Annotated in this window: 13 protein-coding genes and 2 pseudogenes; 6 read left to right on the top strand and 9 right to left on the bottom strand. The window is 68.5% G+C overall.

Annotated features, from left to right (window positions below):
• Positions 1–280: 280 nt before the first annotated feature.
• The 3 genes and pseudogenes from QC826_RS17045 to QC826_RS17035 form a co-directional block, all read right to left on the bottom strand.
• Positions 281–1,243, bottom strand: coding sequence for a response regulator (locus QC826_RS17045; protein ID WP_279761687.1), 963 nt, complete (start codon positions 1,241–1,243; stop codon positions 281–283).
• A 423-nt stretch (positions 1,244–1,666) separates the two neighbouring features.
• Positions 1,667–2,256 (bottom strand): annotated as a pseudogene (locus tag QC826_RS17040) (phosphohydrolase).
• A 77-nt stretch (positions 2,257–2,333) separates the two neighbouring features.
• Positions 2,334–5,303, bottom strand: coding sequence for a hybrid sensor histidine kinase/response regulator (locus QC826_RS17035; RefSeq protein WP_279761686.1), 2,970 nt, complete (start codon positions 5,301–5,303; stop codon positions 2,334–2,336).
• Between the two features lie 210 nt (positions 5,304–5,513).
• Between QC826_RS17035 and QC826_RS17030 the strand changes: the two genes are divergently transcribed.
• On the top strand, positions 5,514–6,143 hold the full coding sequence (locus tag QC826_RS17030; RefSeq protein WP_279761685.1) for a LysE family translocator: 630 nt from the start codon (positions 5,514–5,516) through the stop codon (positions 6,141–6,143).
• Positions 6,144–6,179: 36 nt separating this feature from the next.
• Here the strand turns inward: QC826_RS17030 and QC826_RS17025 are convergent, their stop codons facing one another.
• The 3 genes from QC826_RS17025 to QC826_RS17015 all read right to left on the bottom strand — a co-directional run bounded on the left by QC826_RS17025 (position 6,180) and on the right by QC826_RS17015 (position 9,204).
• The gene (locus QC826_RS17025) at positions 6,180–7,145 is read right to left on the bottom strand and encodes a GGDEF domain-containing protein (RefSeq protein ID WP_279761684.1); all 966 of its coding nucleotides are present in this window, start codon (positions 7,143–7,145) and stop codon (positions 6,180–6,182) included.
• A 215-nt stretch (positions 7,146–7,360) separates the two neighbouring features.
• Positions 7,361–8,221, bottom strand: coding sequence for a YceI family protein (locus QC826_RS17020; RefSeq protein WP_279761683.1), 861 nt, complete (start codon positions 8,219–8,221; stop codon positions 7,361–7,363).
• Between the two features lie 512 nt (positions 8,222–8,733).
• Positions 8,734–9,204, bottom strand: coding sequence for a DUF4844 domain-containing protein (locus QC826_RS17015; protein WP_279761682.1), 471 nt, complete (start codon positions 9,202–9,204; stop codon positions 8,734–8,736).
• A gap of 207 nt (positions 9,205–9,411) precedes the next feature.
• Between QC826_RS17015 and QC826_RS17010 the strand changes: the two genes are divergently transcribed.
• Positions 9,412–9,579, top strand: a complete 168-nt coding sequence (locus QC826_RS17010) for a hypothetical protein (RefSeq protein ID WP_279761681.1) — start codon at positions 9,412–9,414, stop codon at positions 9,577–9,579.
• Here QC826_RS17010 and QC826_RS17005 read toward each other — a convergent pair.
• Positions 9,576–12,242 carry a M1 family metallopeptidase gene (locus QC826_RS17005; protein ID WP_279761680.1) on the bottom strand — a complete coding sequence of 889 codons (2,667 nt, stop codon included), beginning with the start codon at positions 12,240–12,242 and terminating at the stop codon, positions 9,576–9,578. The genes QC826_RS17010 and QC826_RS17005 overlap by 4 nt on opposite strands.
• A 245-nt stretch (positions 12,243–12,487) precedes the next feature.
• Here QC826_RS17005 and QC826_RS17000 point away from each other — a divergent pair, with 245 nt between their 5' ends.
• Positions 12,488–13,195, top strand: a complete 708-nt coding sequence (locus QC826_RS17000; protein ID WP_279761679.1) for a glutathione S-transferase family protein — start codon at positions 12,488–12,490, stop codon at positions 13,193–13,195.
• Position 13,196: 1 nt separating this feature from the next.
• On the top strand, positions 13,197–13,820 hold the full coding sequence (locus QC826_RS16995; RefSeq protein WP_279761678.1) for a glutathione S-transferase family protein: 624 nt from the start codon (positions 13,197–13,199) through the stop codon (positions 13,818–13,820).
• Between the two features lie 133 nt (positions 13,821–13,953).
• On the opposite strand, the gene QC826_RS16990 is transcribed toward QC826_RS16995, so the two are convergent.
• On the bottom strand, positions 13,954–15,714 hold the full coding sequence (locus QC826_RS16990) for a CehA/McbA family metallohydrolase (protein ID WP_279761677.1): 1,761 nt from the start codon (positions 15,712–15,714) through the stop codon (positions 13,954–13,956).
• 211 nt (positions 15,715–15,925) lie between these two features.
• Between QC826_RS16990 and QC826_RS16985 the strand changes: the two genes are divergently transcribed.
• Positions 15,926–19,036 (top strand): CHASE domain-containing protein, encoded by a 3,111-nt coding sequence (locus tag QC826_RS16985; RefSeq protein WP_279761676.1) that lies wholly within the window; start codon positions 15,926–15,928, stop codon positions 19,034–19,036.
• Positions 19,037–19,176: 140 nt separating this feature from the next.
• On the opposite strand, the gene QC826_RS16980 is transcribed toward QC826_RS16985, so the two are convergent.
• The gene (locus tag QC826_RS16980; RefSeq protein ID WP_279761675.1) at positions 19,177–19,563 is read right to left on the bottom strand and encodes a hypothetical protein; all 387 of its coding nucleotides are present in this window, start codon (positions 19,561–19,563) and stop codon (positions 19,177–19,179) included.
• Positions 19,564–19,889: 326 nt separating this feature from the next.
• Between QC826_RS16980 and recC the strand changes: the two are divergent.
• Positions 19,890–23,353: pseudogene (recC, locus tag QC826_RS16975) on the top strand (exodeoxyribonuclease V subunit gamma).
• The last annotated feature ends 14 nt before the right edge of the window (positions 23,354–23,367 follow it).

Raw genomic sequence — 23,367 nt, 5'->3', positions numbered from 1 at the left:
CCCGGCGGCTTAAGTTATGCACAAATATTATGGCTAAGAAATTCCGTGATATTTTTTCAGGCGGCAAACCAGGTATTCGTAAGTCATTGATTTATAAGGGCTATGTTTTTGCCTTTTGGATAGGCAGTTTGTTGTAAGCCGCACCGTTACAGGGTCTCCGGGCTGTCAATAGGGGGTTGTCCACAAAGATATCCACAGCCATTGTGGATATCCGAAAAACTCCTTAACAATCCGCAACTTAGCCTCATCCATCCACTTGCAGAAAGCAAGATGCCGGCGTTTACCGGGGAAGTTCGGCGAAATTACCGGCAGATGACGACTGTATGCCCGTACAGTGCTTTCTGTCATAAGTTGTCGGGGATGCCACTAACAAGGCGTGGCGAGGACGATATACTGGCTGGGCTTGCCGTCGGCGTCCAAGGTCGGCGTCACGCTCAGCCGCAACTTCAGCAACTCGCCGTCGCGGCGCGCCAGGGCGACCACGTCGCTCCACGCCCCGCCCCGTGCCAGCGCCGTCAGCGCGGCCGCCTGCTGCTCGGCCGGCCAGGCTGGCGGCGGCAGGGTCGCAACCCTGGCCCAGCAGCTCCTCGCGCGCATATTGCAGCTCGGCGCAGAGCTTGTCGTTGACCTCGGTGATCTTGCCCTTGGGGGTCAGCGTCATCAGCATGGCGTGCTGGTCCAGCGCGGCCAGCAGTTGCCGGCTCTTGGCCAGCGCCGCCGTCAGCGCGTCGCTGCGCTGGCGCGCCGTCAGCAGGTTGGCGTAGCTGCGCAGCGAGGAGATCACTGTGGTGAACAGCTTGCGCGTGGTCAGGTCGGTCTTGCACCAGAAGTCGTTGATGTCGTAGTCGAGGATGATGCTGTGTTCCAGCGCCTGGCCGGGCTGGCCGGTGCGCAACACGATGCGCACCAACTGGTTGTCGAGTTCCTCGCGGATCTGCCGCGCCACGCGCAGGCCGGCGTCGCTGGTCTCCATGATCACGTCGAGCAGCACCAGCGCCACGTCGGCGCTGTTGCGCAGGATGGCCAGCGCTTCGTCGCCGCTGTAGGCGTGCAGGAAGCACAGGCGGCGCCCCATGAAGCAGGCGTTGCTCAATGAAAATTTCGTCACCACATGCACATCGACGTCGTCGTCGACGATCAACACCTTCCACGGCGCCGGCGCGGCCTTGCTGGCGGCCGGGGCGGCGGGGTTCGATTCGTCATCGATCATCCATTCCGTGCTGTCGTCGTCGTTCAGGTTCATGCATCTTCCTGTGGCGAGTGAATTGACCTGTTCCGTAGAGTGACACTATTCCTAGGCGGAAGTTTTGTCAAAGGATTCCCGGCCAGCCGTGGCAAGCTTACTTTAAGCACAAAATATATTTTTTGTGCGGAAGCGAAAGATCGTTGACGAGTCGAGTTGCATGTTTGTAAGTCATTGATTTTATTCATAAAAATTATTGCCTGTGGATTGGGCATTTTATTGAAACCCGCATCAGTGCTGGCGTTCCGCGCTGTCAAGTGGCACTTACCCACAACCTTATCCACAGTTGGTGTGGATATCTATGAAAAGCGCTTTAAAAACGGTCGCTTAGCCGGATTTGCTGAGAAACCGCCTGCGAAGTGGCCGCGACAACCGGCCGCAAAGCCGCTGGCCATGCGGCTTGCGCACTGTTTTGGTGCTTGCTTAGAGGCGTGCTTTGAGCAGATTTAATTGCTCCAGGAAACGTTCGCAGGCCAGCGCGGGCGTCCATGGTTCCCACGGCGTGCCGCCATATAGTTGTTGCAAAGGGTCAACATCGAGTGGCGTCGCGCTGATTTTCAGGGTGCGGCGCACCTCGTGGCGCGACCAGCCGACCACGTGCACCGCCTCGCTGGCGGCGGCCAGGCGGTCGGCGCGCTTGTGCAGGACATGCTCGCGGCGGGTCCAGTGCGGCAGGCCGTAGCGCAGGAACACCGCCTGCTCGAGCCGCTGGGTCAGCTCGCGGAAGGCCTCGCCGAGGAAGGGTTTGAGCACGGAGATGCAGTCGAAGCCGAGCAGCCTTCCTCGGCGTCGTGCAGCAGCTCGCGCAGCTCGCGCACCGGGTCGGGCGGCTGGGTGGCGGCGGCGCGGCGGATCAGCATGACGGCGATCGAGTGCTGGGCCACCGACAGCGGCAACGGCCAGGCCGAGTGGCCGCCCCAGCGGTAGGTGCGGGCCAGGCCCAGCGCCAGGTCGGCGTCCTCCCAGTCGAAGGGGGTCGGGTCGAGCAGGTCCAGCCGTTTGGCCGAGGGCATGCGCACCCAGGCCCTGATTTCGTTGCTCATGTTGCGCGACTCATGTGGATGTTTTTCCTGGTGTTGGTGTGTGTATGCTACAGCGGATCGGTCCGCTCGCGGCCGGCGCCGTCGGCCAGCGTGGCCACGCAGTCGTTGCAGGGGCTGGCGCGCAGCTCGGCGCAGGCCTGTTGCAGCGCTTGTTCCAGCTGCGGCAGGGCGGCGACCACCGGCGCCAGCGCGCCGGCGCCGGCCAGCGCCTCGAGCTCGTGGCACAGCCCGTGCAGCCGCGACGAGCTGAGGTAGCCGGCGCTGCCCTTGAGCGCGTGCAGCGCCGCCGAGGCGGCCGCCGCGTTGCCTTCGGCCAGCGCCTGGCGCACCAGCGCCAGACGGCGCGGCGCCTCGTCGAGGAAGGCCTGGGTGATGCGTTGCAGGTGTTTGTGCGACAGGCCGGCCAGCGGCAGGATGCGGATCGTCTCGGCTTGCCCGGGTTCGGCAGCCAAGGGCGCCACGCCGAACTGGGCGGCCAGCTCGGCGTCGCCGGGCGGCGCCTGCCCGGACGGCGGCGCTTGCCCGGGCGGCTGCGGCGTCGGCTCGGCGCCGGCCGGGCGCAGCGTGCGGCCACGGGCCAGCAGGCGGGCGATGGTTTGCTCGAACTGGTCGAACAGCAGGCGTTCGTCGACCGGCTTGCTGAGGAAACCGTCCATGCCGGCGGCCAGGTAGCGGGCGCGGTCGAGGTCGCTGGCGTTGGCGGTCAGCGCGATCACCGGCACGGTCGCATCGAGCACGCGGTGCTGCGGGTCGCCGCCGGCGCGGATCTGGCGCACTGCCTGCTCGCCGTCCATCAGCGGCATGCGGCCGTCCATCAGCACCAGGTCGTAGTTGGCGCTGGCCAGCGCCTGCAAGGCCTGCAGGCCGTTCTCGACCAGGTGGATGTCGTGGCCCATCTGTTCGACCAGGGTGGCGATGATGATCTGGTTGGTGCGCACGTCCTCGGCGCACAGCACGCTGAGCCGGTAGGCGTGGCGCTGCCGGCGCGGCGCGGCCAGCGGGTCGGCCGGCGGCGCGGTGCCGGGCGCCAGCGGCAGGGTGACGTGGAAGGTCGAGCCGGCGCCGATCCGGCTGTCGACGCCGATGGCGCCGCCCATCAACTCGGCGAGCTCCTTGCAGATGGCCAGGCCCAGGCCGGTGCCGCCGTAGCGCCGGGTGGTCGAGTGGTCGGCCTGCTCGAACTTTTGGAACAGGCGCGACAGCGTGGCCGGGGCGATGCCGGGGCCGGTGTCGCTGACGGCGAAGCGGATCGCCGCCACGCCGCCGCCTTCGCCGCCGCCGACGTCTCCTGGAACGGCCGGCAGCGCCGTCACGCGCAGCTGCACCTCGCCGCCGTCGGTGAACTTGATGGCGTTGCCCAGCAGGTTGAGCAGGATCTGGCGCAGCCGGGTCGGGTCGCCGCGCACGTAGCGCGGCAGGTCGAGCGCCACCTCGCGGCGCAGCAGCAGGCTCTTGGCGTCGGCCTGGGCCTGCAGGATGGCGACTGCGTCGTCGAGCAACAGCATCAGGTCGAAGTCGACGCTTTCGACGCTCAGCTTGCCGGCGTCGATCTTCGAGTAGTCGAGGATGTCGTTGAGGATGGTCAGCAGCGCCTCGCCGTTTTGCAGGCCGATGCGCAGGTATTCCTCGGTGCGGCCGCGCACGCTGGCGTCGCGCATGGCGAACTTGAGCATGCCGATCACGCCGGCCAGCGGGGTGCGGATGTCGTGGCTCATCGCCGAGAGGAAGTCGATGCGGTGGCGGCTGACCACCTCGGCGTGCTCCTTGGCGGCGTTCAACTCGGTGGTGCGCTCGGCGACGCGCTGCTCGAGCGTGTTGCGCAGCAGGCGGATCTGGTCGGCCAGGGCGAAGGCCAACAGCAGGCCGTCGAGGGTGCCGCCAAGCAGGGTGAACAGCTGGGCGTTGGCCACCACGGCGGGGATCAGGCCGACGTTGGCGGGCAGGATCAGCAGGCCGGGCAGCATCAGCGCGGCGAAGCCGAGCACGAAGAAGCGCGCCGGCTGGTAGCCCTGGCGCCAGACGACGATGCCGCTGAGCAGGGCCAGGACCATCCAGACCATGATGACGATGGTGGCCAGGGTGTGGGCGTAGGCGAGCGCGAAGTAGCAGCTGGGCATGGCCAGCAGCGGCAGCACCAGGTTCAGGCGGCTGAGCCGGTACAGCCGGGGCGCGTGTTGGCGCAGGCGCAGGAAGCGGGTGTAGAACAGGGTGCTGAGCACCGGCAGCAGGAAGAAGGGCAGGTAGTGGACGCGCAGCTCGTGCCAGTCGAACAGGTCGGTGCCGAGGTGGAAGGTCAGGCCCCAGCCGGCGGCGTAGCTGAGCACGTACAGCGAGTAGTACAGCGAGGACGGGTCGCGGGTGTAGGAATAGATGAAGAAGTTGAACAGCGCCAAGGCCAGCAGGGCGCCGATGGCGCCGATGGTCAGCACGTTCTCGCGCGCCACAAGCAATTGGTAGGCCGGCTGCGGCGCCAGCGCGAACACCGGCGTGCGCGCGTAGTAGGGGCTGGAAAAGCGCAGCAGCAACTGGTAGCGCTGGCCGGGCTGCAATGCGACGTCCTTGCCGTAGTGCAGCATATAGTCGTGCGGCGCGCGGTAGCCGGTTTGCCGGCGGGTGACGGTGCCGTCGGCGCCGTAGAGGCCGATGTCGACCCGCTCGATCAGGGTGTCGTTGGGGTCGACCACCCAGGCGCTCGAATGGCTGTCGTTGCGCAGTTCGACGTGCAGCCAGTAGCTGCCGCCCAGCAGGTCGACCTTGGCGGCGGGGCGCAGGCCGGCCAGCATGGCGGGCAGGCCGGCGGCGCTGGCCGGGGCGGCTTGGCCGGCGTCGGCGTGGTAGAGCGTGGCGTGGGGCGCCAGGTCGAGGCTGGTTTGGCCGTCCTGCAGGCTGGCCAGCGACGCCGCGCCGGCCGGGGCGGGCAGGGCGCAAAGCAGGCACAGCAGACTGAGCAGGCACAACAGGTAAAGCGGCGCCGCAGCGGGGTGGTTTGCGGCAAGACGTGGCTGAAGAATTGTCATCTTGCGTGCAATACTCGTGGGTGGTCGGGGTGGTCGGGCCGCAGCTGCGGCGCTGGCGTCGGCAGTAAAAGAAGCGGCCGGGCAAGCCATTTTAATCGACAACGCCATGTCGCTGGCGAAACGCAAGCCACTGCCGTGCGCCAGCGGCGCTTTTGCCAACGCGCCCGCCGCGCGGGTATCATGGCGGCTTTTCGACCAGGAAACTGTATCGTGCTCATTACTCCAGAACAAGCCATCGCCTTCCTCGGCGTCGCCGTCGCGATCACCGCCTCGCCGGGACCGGACAACCTATTGGTGCTGGGCGTGGGCATGTCGCGCGGCCGGCGGCAGGGCATGGCCTTCGGTCTCGGCTGCGCCCTGGGTTGCCTCAGCCACACGGTGCTGGCCACGCTGGGCGTGAGCGCGCTGATCGCCGCCTCGCCGCTGGCCTTCGGCGGCCTCAAGCTGTTCGGCGGCCTGTACCTTGTCTGGTTGGGCATCGGCGCCCTGCGTAGCCGGGGCGGCGCCAGCGTCGACGGCGCCGGCCTGCCGGACGACAGCCTGGGCAAGCTGTTCGCCAAGGGCTTGTTCGCCAACAGCATCAACCCGAAGGTGGTGCTGTTCTTCCTCTCCTTCCTGCCGCAGTTCGTCGTCGCCGAGCGCGGCGACGTCAGCTGGCAGACGGCGCAGTTGGGCCTGATCTTCACGGCGCAGGCCTGCCTGCTGTTCGGTTTGCTGGGCTATTTTTCCGGCGCGGTGGGCAAGTGGATCAATCGCCATCCGCGCGCCGGACTGTGGCTGGACCGCATTGCCGGGACGATTTTCGTCGGCCTCGGCGTGCGCTTGATGGTGGCGCGCTAGCCGGCGCGGCGCGGTGGTACGGCAGGAATGCCTTGCTCAGGCGGCGTCCGCCGGCGCCGGCGCCTTGGCGTCCGGCAGGTAGGCGTTGACGCGGTTGCGGCCGCCGCTCTTGGCCTGGTACAGCGCCTGGTCGGCGCCGGCCAGCAGCCACTTGCAGTCGACGCTGTTGGCGTCGTCGGCGGCGGCCACGCCACCGGAGAAGGTGTAGGCAAAGCCGGGCGCCACCGCCTCGACGGTTTGCCGCGCCAGCTGCTCGACCATGCGGCGCAGCACGAACAGCGCCTCCTCGACGCCGGTTTCCGGCAGCAGGATGGCGAACTCCTCGCCGCCCAGCCGGCCGATCATGTCGACGGCGCGCAGGTGCTGGCGCATGAAGGCGGCGAAGTGGCGCAGCACGGCGTCGCCGGCCGGGTGGCCGTAGCGGTCGTTGACGCGCTTGAAGTGGTCGAGGTCGAGCATCGCCAGGCACATCGGGTGGCGGTAGCGGCGCGCCCGCGCCAGTTCGGTGTCGAGCTGCTGGAAGAAGTGGCGGCGGTTCGGCATGCCGGTCAGCTCGTCGGTCAGCGCCAGGCGTTGCAGGTCGGCGTGGGCTTGCTTGAGCTCGAACTCGACCTTTTTCTGCTTGGTGATGTCGGTGCACAGCACCACCATCTCGCCGCCGGCGTGCACCTGCTCGTTGAGCAGCAGCCAGCGGCCGTCGACCAGGTCGACCTCGAAGGCGCGGAAGCGGACGCTGCGCTGCCGGCTGTGCACGTGGGCCAGCCACTCGTCCAGGCTGGCCGCCTCGATCAGCGGACCGCTGCGGTGGGTGTAGGCCCAGGCCATCATGTCGTCGTAGTGCTTGCCGAGCATGGCGCCGTCGGGGAAGCCGAACATGCAGGCGAAGGCGCGGTTGTGGAACAGGAAGATGTTGTTGGCGTCGAGCACGGCGATGCCGTTGTCGCTGTCGACGGCGTCGCGCAGTAGGATCTTGGACAGGCTGGCGGCCGACGGTTGTTGCATACACATATCTCCATTATTCTCGGTCCAGCATAGTCCGCGCGATGGCGCGCTGTCAACGCCGCGTGCGCGGCGGTCTCTTACGTCGGTGGAAACGTTAATGGATTTGTCATCAAGCCGTCATGCTGCACTGCGACAATGGCCTTGCTCTTTCAAGTCTCTCCCGATTTGAAACTTTTCGCCCGCAGCGCAAGCTCGCGGGCATTTTTTTTGTCGCCTCACGGCGCCAGGGCGACCAGTTCGAAGCGCAACTCCAGCTGGTCCTGCACGGCGAGCGCACCGCCCATCAGCGAGTAGGGCACGATGCCGAAGTCGCTTTGCTTGAAGCGCGCCGTGCCGCTGGCGCGCAGCGTGTTGTGCTCGCGTTCGATGCGCACCGGTATCGTCAACGTGCGGCTGACGCCGTGCAAGGTGATGCTGACGGCCAGCGGAACGTCGGCATTGGCATCGGCATCGGCATCGGCGTTGCTGGCGGCGCCGGCCGCCGCGCCGCGCTCGACGTGCACCTGGACCAGCGGATAGCGCTCGGCGTCGAGCACCTTGACCAGCATGTTGTGGCGGGTGCCGGCGATGGCGTCGGCGCCAGGTTGCGTGTCCAGACCGGCCTGGGCGCGCAGTTCGGTCTCGTCGACGCTGAGCTGGTCGAGGCGGAAGCTGAAGTCGGCCAGGCCCGCCGCCGGCGCGACCAGGCCGTTGACGGCGCGGCTGGCCACCACGTGGTCGTGGCCGAAGCGGGCGAAGGCGCCGCCGCGCCGCACCGTGACGGCGATCAGCGAGCGGCCCGGTGCGATGCTCAGCACCTGTTGGCCGAGCTGGCGGGCGCGCTGGTAGGGCGCCAGCGTTGCCGCGTCCATGTTGGCGTCGGCCGCGCCGGGTGTGGTTGGCGCTGGCGCAGCGGCCGCTGTGGGCACAGGCTGCGCTGTTGCCGGGAACGATGGCGCGACTGGTGTTGCCGGCGCCTCCGCCGTGCGCGCCGGTGGCGGCGCCAGCGGCGCGCAGGCGTTCAACAAGGCTGCCAGCAGCAGTGCGGTCGTCAGCAGCGGGGCGCCGCGCCGCGCCGGGGACGTCGGTGTGTTCATTGCAAATCCCTTGCTCGTGTAAGGTCTCTCGTCGAGATTGGCGAAAGTTTGTCGACGGTCATTTGGCCGTCATATTGCCCCTATATGATCCGTCTCGCTGTACCAAGCGTGCTCCAGTTGGTCACCATGTCCAAGCTGGCAAGGGATGTCACGGAGCATGACTCAGCAGGCTAGCCGGTGGCCTTAAACATCGGCACCAATTCCCCTTCAATGCCAGGCCGACGCGCCTGGCATTGTGCATTTCCTCCCCGCGCGACCCATCCACCCCGGCATTCTGGCACGGCGAAGGGGTATTTAAGCTGTCTTAATGAAGTCCTAAGCCTGACTTTGGGGATTGCTGGCAAAGTAACACCTGTAGCGCGCGGTTCAAGCCAAGCGACAGGTTGCCGGACTTCTTTTCCGGCACGAATTTTATCCAGGCGGCACGATTGCCGCCGGACACCGACCATCCCCACGCCTAAAAAGCGTTTCAGGCCGGCCCATCTCACGATGTGGCCGGCCTTTTTTTGTTCCTAAATGAGCCAGCCATACGGGAAGCCGTAGCGCCAGACATTGAATAGTTCGGCGGAGCTCTCGACGCCACAAATTTCCATCACTTTGCTGAGATACTCGAGAACTTGGTCGCGCTCTTCGGATTCCGTGGTGTCGAAGTTGGCCAGTGTGGCTTTCATTGTCCTGAGGACGGTTGAGCGCTGCGGCCGTTTGGGCAACTCTGCAATGAGGGACTGGATCGTCGAATCTACCGCCGCCTGCGCAATATGCCTGGCTCTTTCATCTATCGCGCCGGGGTAGAAGGTAAGGCCATCGGGACCAAACTTATGTTCCGATTGCAGAGTGCGCAAGCGCTGAATGACGTCGGGTGTTACGGACAATTTGTGGTCGTTGAAGCCGGTTGGCCAAACGTAAAAGCTTAGACCGGACAGGCCTGCAAAGACTATCACGGCAAATACGATTGCGATACTGGCAAGTATTTTGAGAAACAATTGGTCTACCTTGCAAAAATGGTGTCGTGGAATGTTGAAAGTCGTAGTACAGACACTCGGGGCATCGACTGGGCGATTTTCTGTTAAGCAATGAAGCCGGCAAGAAGGCCGCCGGCCAAGCCGCCTGCCATCGCGGCGATAAAACTCAGAATAGTGTAGCCAATCATTCGAGAGAGGGAGCGCAGACGTCTAGTGGAATTGCTAAACATGGAAAAACATAATCCACATGCGCATTACCTCTGTGAATGCACACGCTTGCTCGACATGCAAACGTTCCAATCGACATTGATCATGATTTATGATCAGACGCGGCGCAAGGCGAAGACGCCGGCATGGCGTCTTCGTCCCGCAGCGGCGGGCGAACCGCAGGCTTAGCGCGGCTGGGCGGCCAGCCAGGCGTCGATTTCCGGCAGGCGCTCGCTGCGCACCTTGATGCGGTACTCGATGCCGGCGATGGCGCTCTTGGTGTCGCCGCGTGCGCTGGCGCTCAGGTTGGCGTCGGCGTAGGCCTTGAGCTTGACGATCATCGCCGGGTCGGCGGAGTTCTTGCCCAGGCCGGGGAAGTAGCGGCTGCGCGAGTTGGCGTCGACCCGCTTGTTCAGCTCGGCCTGGTTGGCCAGCGCGAAGTCGAAGGCCAGGTCCGGTTGCCGGTTGGCGACGCGACTGATCATGCCCGGGCCGGTGGTGGCGTCCGGTTCGGCGCCGATGGCCAGTTGCAGCGCGCGCTTGGCCAGCGCCGGGTCGGCGGCGGCGGCCAGCAGGCCGTACAGCTCGGCCTTGACCAGCGGCGTCTTCTCGGCTTGGGCGGCGGCGTGCAGAGCGTCCCAAGTGGCGGCGTCGGCGTGGCGCGCCACCACGGTCAGCACGGTGCGGCGCAAGGCCGTCGGCAGGGCGCTCTGGTCGGCGTAGCGGCGGCGCGCCTCGGCGATGACGAGCGGGTCGCCCAGGTCGCCCAGCGTTTCGATCAGCTCTTCACGCAGGTTGATGACCGAGGTGGCCTCGCCGGCCTTGGCTTCCCAGCCGATGTGGGCCAGCAGCGGCGTCAGGTGGGCGATGGCGAACTTGGCGAAGCGCTGGCGGCGCTCCGGCGCTGCCTCGTACGAGCGGTCCAGGGAGTGGAACACCTCGACGATCTTGCCCCACACCTGGGGATCGGCCGCCAGCGAGGTGGCCTTGGCCAGGTCGAGGAAGTTGGAGGCCGGTTGCAGGCCGGCCATGCTGAGCGACCAGCTGTCGGCCATCAGGCCCAGTTGGTCGATCGGCGCCAGTTGGGCGAAGCCGCCGGCCAGCGCGGCGAAGGCCTTGGGCGTGTAGACGGTGCGGTAGTAGCCGGCCTGGCCGGCGTTGACCAGCACGGGGCCGCAGCCGGGCACGCTCAGGCTGGCCTTGCCGCCGCTGACGACGGTGCGCGCCGGCTTGCCGCCGATGGTTTGCGCCACCACCGGCACGCGCCAGGAGAGCGCCTGCTTGTTCGGCAGATCCTTGCTGAACTCGCCCTGGCTCAGGCTCAACTGGGTGTTGCCGTTGCGGCAGACGGGGTCGGCGACGCGGATCAGCGGCACGCCCGGTTGCAGCGTGAAGTCGTGGGCGATGGCGCGCACCGGCAGGCGGGCGGCCTTCTCGACCTGCTGCCACAGGTCGTCGGAGACGGTGTTGCCGTACTTGTGCGCCTGCATGTAGGCGCGCACGCCTTCGCGCCAGGCGTTTTCGCCGACGTAGTTTTCCAGCATGCGGATCACCGCCTCGCCCTTCGAGTAGGTGATGGCGTCGAAGGCCTGGCTGGCCTGCTCGACGGTGTCGATGTGCTGCACCACCGGGTGGGTGGTGACCAGCGCGTCGCGTTCCATGGCGCCCTCGCGGCTGCCGATGGCGCCGAGCGCGGTGTTCCATTCGGGATGCAGGCGGCTCATGGTGCGGTTCTCCATCCACGAGGCGAAGCCCTCGTTGAGCCAGAGGTCGTCCCACCAGCGCATGGTGACCAGGTCGCCGAACCACTGGTGGGCCATCTCGTGGGCGGCCACCAGGAAGGAGGCTTGCTTGTCGCTTTGCGTGGAGATGCTCGGGTCGAGCAGCATCACGTGCTCGAAGGTGAAGATGGCGCCCCAGTTTTCCATCGCGCCGAAGAAGGGGCTGCGGCCGGGGGCGGCGATGTTGTCCAGCTTGGGCAGCGGATACTTGACGCCGAAGTAGTCGTTGTATTCGCGCAGCACGGCGCGCGAGGAGTCGAGGGCGAACTGGGCCTGGCCCAGCGCGCCGCGCTTGGTCACCACGCCCAGCTCGACGCCTTGTTCGACGGCGCTGGCGCGCTCGAAGTCGCCCAGGCCGAAGAACAGCAGATAGGTCGACATCTTCGGCGTGGTGGCGAACTGCACGCGCTTGCGGCCGTCGCCCAGCTCGCTGCTGGCGGCGATCGGCATGTTCGACAGAGCCATCAACTGCTGCGGCACGACGGCCTCGAGCGCGAAGGTGGCCTTGTAGTCGGGCTCGTCCCACGAGGGGATGACGCGGCGCGCGTCGGAGTTTTCGAACTGGGTGTAGAGGGCGCGCTGCTTGCCCTGGGCGCTGTCGTAGTCGAGCGAGAACAGGCCGCTGGTCTGCGTGCCGATCTTGCCGCTGTAGACCAGTTTGAGCTGGTACTTGCCCGGCGCCAGCGGCTGGGCGAAGCGGAAGCTGGCCGTTTCGTTCTTTTCGTCGACGCTGATGGCGGCCTGCTGCAGGGGCTGGCCGGGGCCGGCGCTGATGGCGGCGCTGCTGAAGGCCAGCTCGGCCGCGTTCAGGGTCAGCGTGTCGCCGCGCTGCTTGACTTCGAGCGCGATGGTGACGCTGGCGTCGAAGGTGGCGGCGGCGGCGTTCGGCGTCAGCGAGACGGCGTAGTGGCTGGGCACTGCGTTGCGCGGCAATTGGGTGGTGGTCTGGCCTTTGCCGGGCGCGGCCTTGGCCGGCGCGGCCGGTTTGGCGGCGGCCGCGCCGACATGGGCGGGGACGGCGCTCAGGCCGATGAGCGCCAATACGGCGGCCGAAATCAATTTGCGTTGCATGCGGTGTCCTTCTTGTAGAGGTAGAGTGGCGGTGGTGTGACGTTGATGCGTGCTACCAGGCCGACGCCGGAGGGTGTCCGGGGTCTTGCGTGTAGCAATCTAAGGGCAGTCGCGCCCCTTGTCAACCGAGCAATCTTCCTTGCATCCCCCTGGCCCAAGCAAACGGTGGAAAATGCGGCTATGATCGAAGTCCGCCGGCCTGCGCGCCGCGCCCGAACGAGCCAAAAAACAACGAAAGGCAGACCATGATCGATTTGTACACGGCGGCCACGCCGAACGGCCACAAGATTTCCATCGCGCTGGAAGAGCTGGCGCTGCCCTACACGCTGCACGCGCTGGAGCTGTCGAAGAACGAGCAGAAGGAGCCGTGGTTCCTGGCGATCAATCCGAACGGCCGCATTCCGGCCATCGTCGACCGCGCCGCCGACAACTTCGCCGTCTTCGAGTCGGGCGCCATCCTGATCTACCTGGCCGAGAAGAGCGGGCAATTGATGCCGAGCGATGCCAAGGGCCGCTCGCAGGTGTTGCAGTGGTTGATGTTCCAGATGGGCGGCGTCGGTCCGATGATGGGCCAGGCCAATGTGTTTTTCCGCTACTTCCCGGAAAAACTGCAGGGCGCCATCGACCGCTACCAGGGCGAGAGCAAGCGCCTGTTCCGCGTGCTCGACGGCCGCCTGCGGGACCACGAGTTCCTGGCCGGCGACTATTCGATCGCCGACATCGCCAATTGGGCCTGGGTGCGCACGCACAACTGGTCGGGCGTGAACCTGGACGGCCTGCCGCACCTGCAGCGCTGGGTCGACGCCATCGCGGCGCGGCCGGCGGTGCAGCGCGGCATTTTGCTGCCGCCGTCGCAGCTGGACCGCAACGCCAGCGAGGAGAAGACCCAGCAGTACGCCGCCGAGGCGCGCAAGATGCTGGAGACCGGCCAATCCACCCAAGCGGGAGTCTGAGATGAAACTCTACACCACCGCCCGCGCGCCCAATCCGCGCCGGGTCGCCATGTTCATCGCCGAGAAGGGCATCGAGGGCGTCGAACTGGTCCAGGTCGACATCATGCAGGGCGAGCACAAACGGCCGGAGTTCCTCGCCAAGAATCCGCTGGCGCGGGTGCCGGCGCTGGAGCTCGACGACGGCCGCGTGCTGTGCGAGACGCGCGCCATCTGCACCTGGCTGGAGGGCTACGCGCCGGAGCCGAACCTGATGGGCGAGGGCTACGAGGAGCGCGCCTTCATCGAGATGGCCGACCGCCGCGTCGAGCTGCACCTGCTGCTGGGCGCGGCCAACTGGATACGCCACGCCCATCCGGCGCTGGCGCCGCTGGAGCAGCCGCAGTTCGCCGAGTTCGGCAACAGCCAGGCCGACAAGATGCGCGAGACGGCGCGCTGGCTGGACCAGACGCTGGCCGGGCAGGAGTACATCGCCGGCGCCCGCTTCACCATCGCCGACATCACCGCCTTCTGCGCGCTCGAGTTCGCCCGTGGCCTGATGAAGTTCCGTCCCGGCGCCGAGGGCATGGAGCATCTGCAGGCCTGGCGCGACCGCATCGCGGCGCGGCCGAGCGCGGCGGCCGGTTAATTCCGCAGCGGCGCGCGCCGGGCGTGCTTGCGGGCATTTACCCCGCAAGCCAGGGGTCTGACCCCGTACGGGGTCAGACCCCGACCGTGGCGGATCGGGGGCGGGGTGGAACCATGCGCCACGGCTGCGGTGCTCAGCGCCGCGCGCCGTCGTCGGCGCGCTGCTCGACCCAGACCGGCGCCGACCACAGGCTGCGGCCGTCGTCCTGGGTCACCTTGGCGTAGTAGAAATGCGGGCCGGGCGCCGGCGTGACGGTGCTGTCGGCCGCGCTGCCGAGCAGGGCGACGACGCCGTTGCGGCCGGGCACGCCCTCGAACACGCTCAGGGCGGCCACGCCGCGCCCCTCGCTGTTGGCGTAGCGCACCGACAGGGTCAGCGGCCCGCTGTTGGCGAAGCGCTCGCCCATCACGTGGCCGTTGGCCAGCAGCACCAGCTGCGACTGCTTGTCCATGGTGGCGAAGACGCGGCGGGCGCGCAGCGCGTCGAGCAGGCTGGCCGACGACAGCGCCGTGCCCTTGGGGATCAACACCCCGGTGCGGTTGGTGTAGGCGGCGCCCCAGTTGGCGCAATGGTTGTCCTGGTTGCTGCTGAAGGCCAGGTGGAAGCCGGCCTCGAGCGCGGCGTTGCAGGACTTTTCGTAGGTGCTGCGGCGTGGCTCGGACTCGTCGACCACGCGCGAAAAGGCGTTGCTGTTCAACACCTCGCACAGCACCATGGCGGCGTCGCCGTCCGCGCTGTAGCCGAGCGGCCGGCCGGCGACGCGGAACTGGCCGGCCCCCGGATGGTTGAACTGGCCGATCCAGCCGTGCTCGCGCATCAGGCCGTACAGCGCGGCGTAGTCGCCCTTGGCGCTGAAGGTGTCGGCCAGCAATTGGCCGGCGCCGTTGCGCTCCCAACCGAGCAGTTGCTCGCTATTCAGGATGTTCAGGTGGCCGCCCTTGGCGATGACGCCCCATTCCATGCCGTAGATGGCGAGGAACTCGGGGTGCTCGGCGTTGTAGCGCGCCGCCTCGGCCAGGCCGCCCTGGTACAGGCCGCGCGCGGCGAGCGGGTCGGCGCTGGCGTTGGTGCCGTCCGAGCCGTCGTACATGTGGTTGTGCTCGGAGGTCATGAGGAAGTCGAGGCCGTGCCGGCGCGCGAAGTCGTAGGCGTCGCGCGGGCCGAAGGCGGCGCTTTGCGGCTCCTGCGCGCCGCCGCAGTGGTCCAGCGCGGCGCCGCCGTCGCTGTGCTTGCTTTGGCTGTGCAGGTTGCCGAGGTAGACGGTGTAGTCCAGGCCGGACGGCGCCGGCAGCGCCGCCGGCGCGCCCGGTGGCGCCGGCGTGGCGGGCGCCGGCGCGGCGCCGCGCGCCGTCGGCAGGGCGGCGAAGGGCGCCAGCGCGACGGCCGGCGGCGCGCCGACCAGCAGCTCCCAGCTTTGCTCGACGATGGCGTCGGCCGCCGCCGCCGCCGCTGTTGCCGAGCCCGCCGAAGGGGCCGCAAGCGCCGCCGCCGGGCGCGCCCGGCCGGCCGTGCGGCGCGGCGCGGCCGGCGGCGCCGCGCCCGGGCCGGCGCGCAGGCGCAGGCGGTACAGCCCGGCCGGCGCCGGCCGCCCGCCGAGCCGGCCGTCCCAGTGCCGCAGCAGCGTGCGCGGCGCGGCGCCGAGCCGCTCGCGGCCCTGCCAGTGGCGCACGCCGCCCGGTCCGCTCAGCTCGAGCCGCCACCACACCGGGTGGACGCGGCCCCCGTCCGGGTAGCTCAGGTGCAGCGTGAAGTCGCGCGCCGCCGCGTCGCCGGGGGCGCGGAAGGGCGTGTGCACTTGCGCGTCGAACTCGCGGTGGTCGGCCGTGTCGGCCAATGCCGGCGCCGCCGCCAGCGCCAGCGCCAACAGGCCGGCGACGATATAGTCGGTATGCATGCCATCCTCCCCGTTCACTCATTTTTAGAGTGGCGCGGCGGCGCAATGGTTCCGCCACGGGGGAGGCGGACCCGGCTGCGGTTTTGTCAGGTAAACGTGGTTCGGCGGCGGCATTGATAGTATGCTGCTGTGATGCAAATTTCGAACCTCCCCCGGGCCGGCGGCCGCCGTCCGGCCGGGCCGGTTCCTTCTCGATGAAAAGTGGCGGGCGATGCGCAAATTAGGTGATCTGGGGAAAACGCTGGCCAATTCGCGCGCGCTGATCTGGGGCGTCGGCCTGTCGCTCGCCCTGGCGGTGGGCGCCAGCCTGTACCTGGCCGCCGCCAAGACGGTCGACGACGACGCCGAACAGCGCTTCGAGAACCTGACGCGCAGCACGCAGTACAGCATTTCGGCGCGCGTCAAGTCCTACTCGGACCTGGTGCGCGGCCTGGTGGCGCTGTTCCAGACCTCGGACGCGCTGAGCCGGCGCCAGTTCCACGACTACGTCGCCAGCCTCGACCTGGCGCAGCACTTCCCCGCCATCGAGGCGCTGACCTTCGCCCCGGTGGTCGGCGACGCCCAGCGCGACGCCTTCGTCGCCGCCGTGCGCGCCGACCGCAGCCTGACGCCGGACGGCTATCCGCAGTTCGACATCCGCCCGCCCGGCCGGCGCCCGTCCTACGCCGTGCTGACCTATCTGGAGCCGGCCGCGCTGATGCGCGAGAAGTTCGGCGTCGACATCGCCAGCAACCCGGCCATCGAGCGCGCCATGGCCGCCTCGCGCGACAGCGGCCAGGTCAGCGCCTCGGGCCAGCCTATCGTCGTCAAGCTGCCGGTGCCGCACATCGGCCTGGGCATGCGCCTGCCGGTGTACCGCCGCGGCATGCCGCTGGCCGACGTGGCCGGCCGGCGCGCCGCCTATGTCGGCTCGGTCGGCATCGGCTTCAGCGTGCCCAAGCTGGTGCAGGGGGCGATCGACGAGATGGCGGTGCGCCAGGTCCACCTGACCCTGTACGCCGACGGCAGCAACGACGTCGAGCAGCGCCGCCTGGCCATCGAGAAGAGCGACCGCCTGCTGTTCAACGACAACGGTTCGATGGTCGCCAGCCCGATCCCGCCGGGCCAGCAGGGCGCCTATTTCGAGTCGGTGCTGCCGATCGACTTCAACGGCAGCCTGTGGAAGGCCTACTTCCGCGTCCGCAAGGCCGACCTGCTGACCGGCTTCGACGTGGTCTTCCCGTGGATCGCGCTGCTCACCGGCTTCGCCGGCACCATGCTGATCTACGGCTACTTCCTGGTGCTGAGCGGCTCGCGGCGCAGCGCGGTCAAGCAGCGGGTGCTGCTCGACACCGTGCTCAACAACGTCGACGCCCACGTCTACATGAAGGACGCCGGCCGCCGCTACATCTACGCCAACGCCAAGATGGCCGAGGTGATGGGCCTGCCGGTGCAGGACATCATCGGCAGGCTCGACCGCGAGCTGATGCCGGCGCGCAGCGCCGACGCCGTCTGGGCCGAGGACCGGCCGATCTTCGACGACGGCCTGAAGCGCTCCGGCGAGGGCCAGTACACCGACCGCGACGGCGTGGTGCACCACCTGTGGACGGTCAAGGTGCCGGTGGTGATCGACGAGGCGGTGGCGGCGGTGATCGCCCTGTCGACCGACGTCACCGAACTGCACAACCTGAAGGTGCAGGCCGACGCCGCCAACCAGGCGAAGAGCGACTTCCTGTCCAACATGAGCCACGAGATCCGCACGCCGATGAACAGCATCATCGGCATGGCCCACCTGGCGCTGAAGTCGGTGACCCATCCCAAGCAGCGCGACTACCTGCAGAAGATCTACCACTCCGGCCAGCACCTGCTGGGCATCATCAACGACATCCTCGACTTCTCCAAGATCGAGGCCGGCAAGCTCGAGCTCGAGGTGCTCGACTTCGGCCTGGAGTCGCTGCTGGCCAACATCTCCAACCAGCTCGGCGAGAGCGCCGCGCGCAAGGACCTGGAGCTGGTCTACGAGATCTGGCCGGGCCTGGCGCACCAGTTGCGCGGCGACCCGCTGCGCCTCGAGCAGGTGCTGCTCAACTTCACCGGCAACGCCATCAAGTTCTCCGAGAACGGCAAGATCCACATCCGCGCCCGCCCGCTGGAGGACCGCGACAGCCACACGGTGGTGCGCTTCGAGGTGGAGGACCGCGGCATCGGCATGAGCGAGGCGGAGATGGCGCGCCTGTTCCAGTCCTTCCAGCAGGCCGACAACTCGACCACGCGCAAATACGGCGGCACCGGCCTGGGCCTGGTGATCAGCAAGCAGCTCGCCGAGCTGATGGGCGGCGAGGTGGGCGTCGACAGCCGGCCCGGCGAGGGCAGCACCTTCTGGTTCACCGCCCGGCTCGACAAGGGCACCAACTTCCTCGAGCGCAGCGGCGACGCGCTGCAGCCCGAGGTGCTCGAGAGCATACGCGGCGCCGCCATCCTGCTGGTCGAGGACAACGTGTTCAGCCAGCAGGTCGGCCAGGAGCTGCTGGAGGACGCCGGCGCCACCGTCTGCGTCGCCAACAACGGCAAGGAGGCGATCGACCTGCTGTTCCAGGAGCGCTTCGACTGCGTGCTGATGGACGTGCAGATGCCGGTGATGGACGGCTTCGAGACCACCCGCATGATCCGCGCCCACCCCAAGCTGGCCGGCACCCTGGTGATCGCCATGACCGCCAACGCCGGCCGCGAGGACCAGCAGCGCTGCATCGAGGCCGGCATGGACGAGTTCGTCACCAAACCGATCGCGCCCAAGCTGCTGTTCGCCGTGCTGGCCAAGTGGATAGACCGGCGCGCCCGCGCCGCCGAGGGCGCGGCGGCCGGCGCCGACGGGCCGGCCGGCGGGCTAGGCGGCGGTCTCAACGGCGGCCCGGCCGCCGCGCCGGCGCCGGCCGCCAACGGCGCGCTGTACCAGCCGGCGCGTGGCGGCGACGGCCAGATGCTGTCGGCCGACGCCGAGCTGTTCGACGTGGCGGCGCTGGGCCAGACCTTCGGCAACAAGCCCGACAAGATGCGCAAGTACGCGCTGCTGTTCCTCGACTCGGCGCGCGACGGCATGGTCGAGGTCGACGCGGCGCTGGCCGAGGGCGACCTGATCCAGCTGTCCGAGCTGGGCCACCGCATCAAGTCGTCGGCGCGCGCCGTCGGCGCGATGAGCTTCGGCGACCTGTGCCTGGCGCTCGAGCACGTGCGCCACGACGAGGAAAGCGGCCGCGCCGCCCAGCTGGTGGCGCAGATGCACGCGCTGCTGCCGCGCCTGCGCGAGCAGATCGCCCAGGAGCTGCTGGCCAACACGCCCGGCTAGACATATCAGGCGGCGGGCGGGGAAATTTTCAGGGAAACGCGGCGGAGCGGGTGGCGCGGGATGCTGCCGCCAAGCCGGCCTGGCCGCCAAGGTGGTCGATTGGGCGGCAGCCAAGCTGGCGCCGCCGCCGTGGCGCCGGCCTACTTGCAGGCCGGCGGCTGGGCCGGTGCCGGCGACATGAAGACCACGCCGTCGGCGCACACCAGGTAGGCGATGCGCACCTGCGAGTCGGCCGGCCGGCTGATGCTGGCCAGGTGCAGGGTCTTGGTCAGCCCCTCCTTGGTCTGCTGCAGGCGGATCAGCGACTTGCCGGGATGCTCGGCGGACGGCGCGGCGACGTCGAGCGTCAGGCCGTCGGCGTTGATGCTCGCCGCCGTGCCCGCCGGCACCTCCAAACCGTAGTTCTTCGCCGGTCCGTTGCCCTCCTGCAGAGAAACAACATAGCGCAGGTTCGGACTGGCCTGGACGCCGAACGCGGCCAGGGCCAGCAGTACGGCGTAGGCGCCGTGGACGGTGGAGGAAGTCATGACTGATGCACTCGCTTTCTGCAGTGTGGTGGACAGACTGGAACGGTTTCCGGCGATGAAATATTGCAAATATATTACGGCGTATTTTTCATAAGCGCAATCACATTGTTGCTTAAAGTGAAATTTAAATGCCATTTTCCCATCTGAGCGCACAAGTCGACGGCATCGGCTGGATTTCTTCATGTTTGCCGGCAGTTCCGACAGGGCGGCGGCACGCCAGAGCTTGAAAAAAATTCCCCCTGCCGATAGGCGATTCCACCCGGCAGCGGCGATAATGCCAGCTCTCAATGCGGCGCTGTTGCCGCGTGTCTAGCCCACGGAAGCCCATGCCCACCAGCGTCACCCCCGGTCTGCTTATTTTGCACGGCAATCAGATGGAGCAGCTGCGCGCCGCCGTGTTCCAGTGGCTGCGCAACCATCCGCTAGCCCCGCTGGAGTCCGACATCTTCCTGGTGCAGTCGAACGGCGTGGCCGAGTGGCTGAAGATCGCGCTGGCCGAGGACATGCGGGTCTGCGCCGCCACCCGGGTGGCGCTGCCGGCGCGCTTTTTGTGGGACACCTATCGCGGCATGCTGGGCCGCGAGCGGGTGCCGGTGCGCTCGGCCTTCGACAAATCTCCGCTGACCTGGCGCTTGATGCGGCTGCTGCCGGCGCTGCTGGCCGACGAGGTGTTCGCGCCGCTGCGCCACTTCCTCGCCGACGGCGACGCCGAGCGCCGCCTGCAACTGGCCGAGCGCCTGGCCGACTTGTTCGACCAATACCAGGTCTACCGCGCCGACTGGCTGAGCGACTGGGCCGAGGGCCGCGACCAGCTGCGCAGCGCGCGCGGCGAGGTCGCGCCGCTGGCGCCGGAGCAGCGCTGGCAGGGCCGGTTGTGGCGCGCCGTGATCGCCGACGTGCCGCCGCAGTACCGCGAGCTGGGCCGCGCCAGCGTGCACACCGAATTCGTCCAGGCCATCGAGGCGGGCGTGGCGCCGGCCGGCCGGCTGCCGCGCCGCATCGTGCTGTTCGGCGTGTCGGCGCTGCCGTTCCAGAGTTTGCAGGCCCTGTCGGCGCTGGCGGCGCACTGCCAGGTGGTGCTGGCGGTGCCCAACCCCTGCCAGTTCTATTGGGGCGACATCATCGAGGGCCGCGAGCTGCTGCGCTCGGCGCACCGCCGCCAGCAGCTGCGCCAGGGCCAGGCCTGGGCCAGATCCCGCTGGAGGAGCTGCACGCCCACAGCCATCCGCTGCTGGCCAGCTGGGGCCGGCAGGGGCGCGACTTCATCCGCATGCTCGACGAGTTCGACGAGGCGGCGGCGGCCGCCGGCCGCGCCGACAACCTGCGCCTGGACCTGTTCAGCGCCGACGAGGGCGGGCACCTGCTGGGCCAGGTGCAGGCCGCCGTGCGCGACCTGCTGCCGCTGAGCGAGCATCCGGCCGTGGCGCCGGACGACGCCGACCGCTCGATCGAGTTCCACGTCACCCACAGCGTGCAGCGCGAGGTGGAGGTGCTGCACGACCAGTTGCTGGCGATGTTCGCCGCGCCTGTGGACGGCGAGGCCGGGCCGCTGCGGCCGCGCGACGTGGTGGTGATGGTGCCCGACATCGACACCTTTTCGGCGGCGATCCACGCCGTGTTCGCCCAGCACAAGCGCAGCGACCCGCGCTACATCCCCTTCGAGATCGCCGACGTCAAGGACCGCAGTGTCAATCCGCTGCTGGTGGCGCTGGAATGGCTGCTGCGCCTGCCGCAGCAGCGCTGCCGCCAAAGCGAGGTGCGCGACCTGCTCGACGTGCCGGCGCTGGCGGCCCGCTTCGGCCTGGCGCAGGACGAGCTGGCCACGCTGGGCCAATGGATCGAGGGCGCCGGCGTGCGCTGGGGGCTGGACCAGGCGCACCGCAGCGGCCTGGGCTTGGGGCCGGCGGGCGAGCAGAACGCCTGGATCTTCGGCGTGCGGCGCATGCTGCTCGGCTACGCCAGCGGCGGCGGCGCCAGCTTCGCCGGCATCGAGCCGTATGCCGAGGTGGGCGGGCTGGACGCCGCGCTGGCCGGCTCGCTGGCCCAGTTGGTCGAGGCGCTGCTGCACTGGCGCGCGCTGCTGGCCCAATCGCGTTCGCCGGCCGAGTGGGGCGTGCAGGCGCGCGCCCTGCTGGCGGCCTTCTTCAAGGCGGGCGAGGAGGGCGACCGGCTGACCCTGGGCCAGCTCGACGATTCGCTCAACAGCTGGCTCGACACCTGCGAGTTCGCCCAGTTCGACGAGGCGGTGCCGCTGGCGGTGCTGCGCGAGGCCTGGCTGGGTGCGCTCGACGAGCCGACCCTGAACCACCAGTTCGTCTCCGGCGGTGTGACCTTCTGCACCCTGATGCCGATGCGCGCCGTGCCGTTCCGCGTGGTCTGCCTGCTCGGCATGAACGACGGCGACTTCCCGCGCCGCGCGCCCAAGGCCGACTTCGACCTGCTGGCGCAGCCGGGCATGGCGCGCCCGGGCGACCGCTCGCGCCGCGACGACGACCGCTACCTGATGCTCGAGGCCCTGCTGGCGGCGCGCGACAAGCTGTACATCAGCTGGGTCGGCCGCAACGTGCGCGACAACAGCGAGCAACCACCGTCGGTGCTGGTGTCGCAGCTGCGCGACTATTTGACGGCCGGCTGGCAGCTCGACCTGCACGCGCGCACCACCGAGCACGCGCTGCAGCCCTTCAGCCGGCGCTACTTCGAGGCCGGCGGCCTGCTGACCTATGCCCGCGAGTGGCGCGCCGCCCACGCCGAGGCGGGGCAGGGCGGCGACGGCGCGTTGTCCGACGCGCCGTTCGACGCGCAGTTCGACGAGGCTGCGCCGGCGCTGACGGCCGGCCTGCCCCCCTACGAGATCGACGCCGTCTTCCGTCTCAAGCTGCTCAACCTGGCCAACTTCCTGCGCCAGCCGGTGCGCTACTTCTTCCGCCAGCGCCTCGGCGTGATGTTCGGCGACGTCGCCCTGGTCGGCGAGGACGAGGAGCCGTTCGCGCTCAACGCGCTGGAGCGCTATCTGCTGGAGGACACCATGCTCGACGACTCCGCCACGCCGGAGGCGCTGGAGCAGGTCTACGACAAGCTGAGCGAGCGCGCCGGGCGGCTGGCGCGCGAAGGCCTGCTGCCGATCGGCCTGATCGGCCAGCAGTGGCAGCACGACCTGGTCGAGGCGCTGGTGCCGGTGCGCAGCGCCTGGCTGACGCTGCGCGCCAGCTATCCCCACGCGGCGCCCAAGCTGGCGGTCAGCCTGGAGTTCGGCGGCGTGCTGCTGGAGGACTGGGTCGACCAGTTGCGCAGCGACGGCCACGAGACGGTGTGGCTGATGCAGATGTCGTCCAAGGTGGCCGACAAGAACGGCCAGCCGCGCGGCGACAAGTTGATCGCCATGTGGTTGCGCCAGCTGGCCGCCGCCGCCGCCGGCATGCCCGTCACCGGCATGCTGGTGGCGCGCGACGCCATCGTCACCATGCAGCCGCTGGCGCGCGACGCCGCGCTGGCGGTGCTGGCCGACCTGGTGGCGATCTGGCGCGACGGCATGAACCGGCCGCTGCCCACCGCCTGCAAGACGGCGCTGGCGCTGGCCCAGGACGGCGATCCGCGCGCCGTGTACGACGGCGGCTTCGAACTGAGCGGCGAGAGCGAGGGCCTGCGTCTGGCCCGCCTGTGGCCGGACTTCGCCGCCCTGTCCGGCGAGGAGGAGTGGGCCGACGTTGCGCTGGCGCTGTACGGCCCGCTGGCGGACTGGCTGAAACAATCGATCACGCTGGCCATGATCCACGGCGAGCAAGCGGCATGACGGGACTGAAACAT

It is taken from the genome of Rugamonas sp. DEMB1 (assembly GCF_029834475.1).
GTDB classification, from domain to species: domain Bacteria; phylum Pseudomonadota; class Gammaproteobacteria; order Burkholderiales; family Burkholderiaceae_D; genus Rugamonas; species Rugamonas rubra.
The sequence above is the reverse complement of the archived record's forward strand: the minus strand, read 5'-3'. Positions and strand labels throughout refer to the sequence as shown.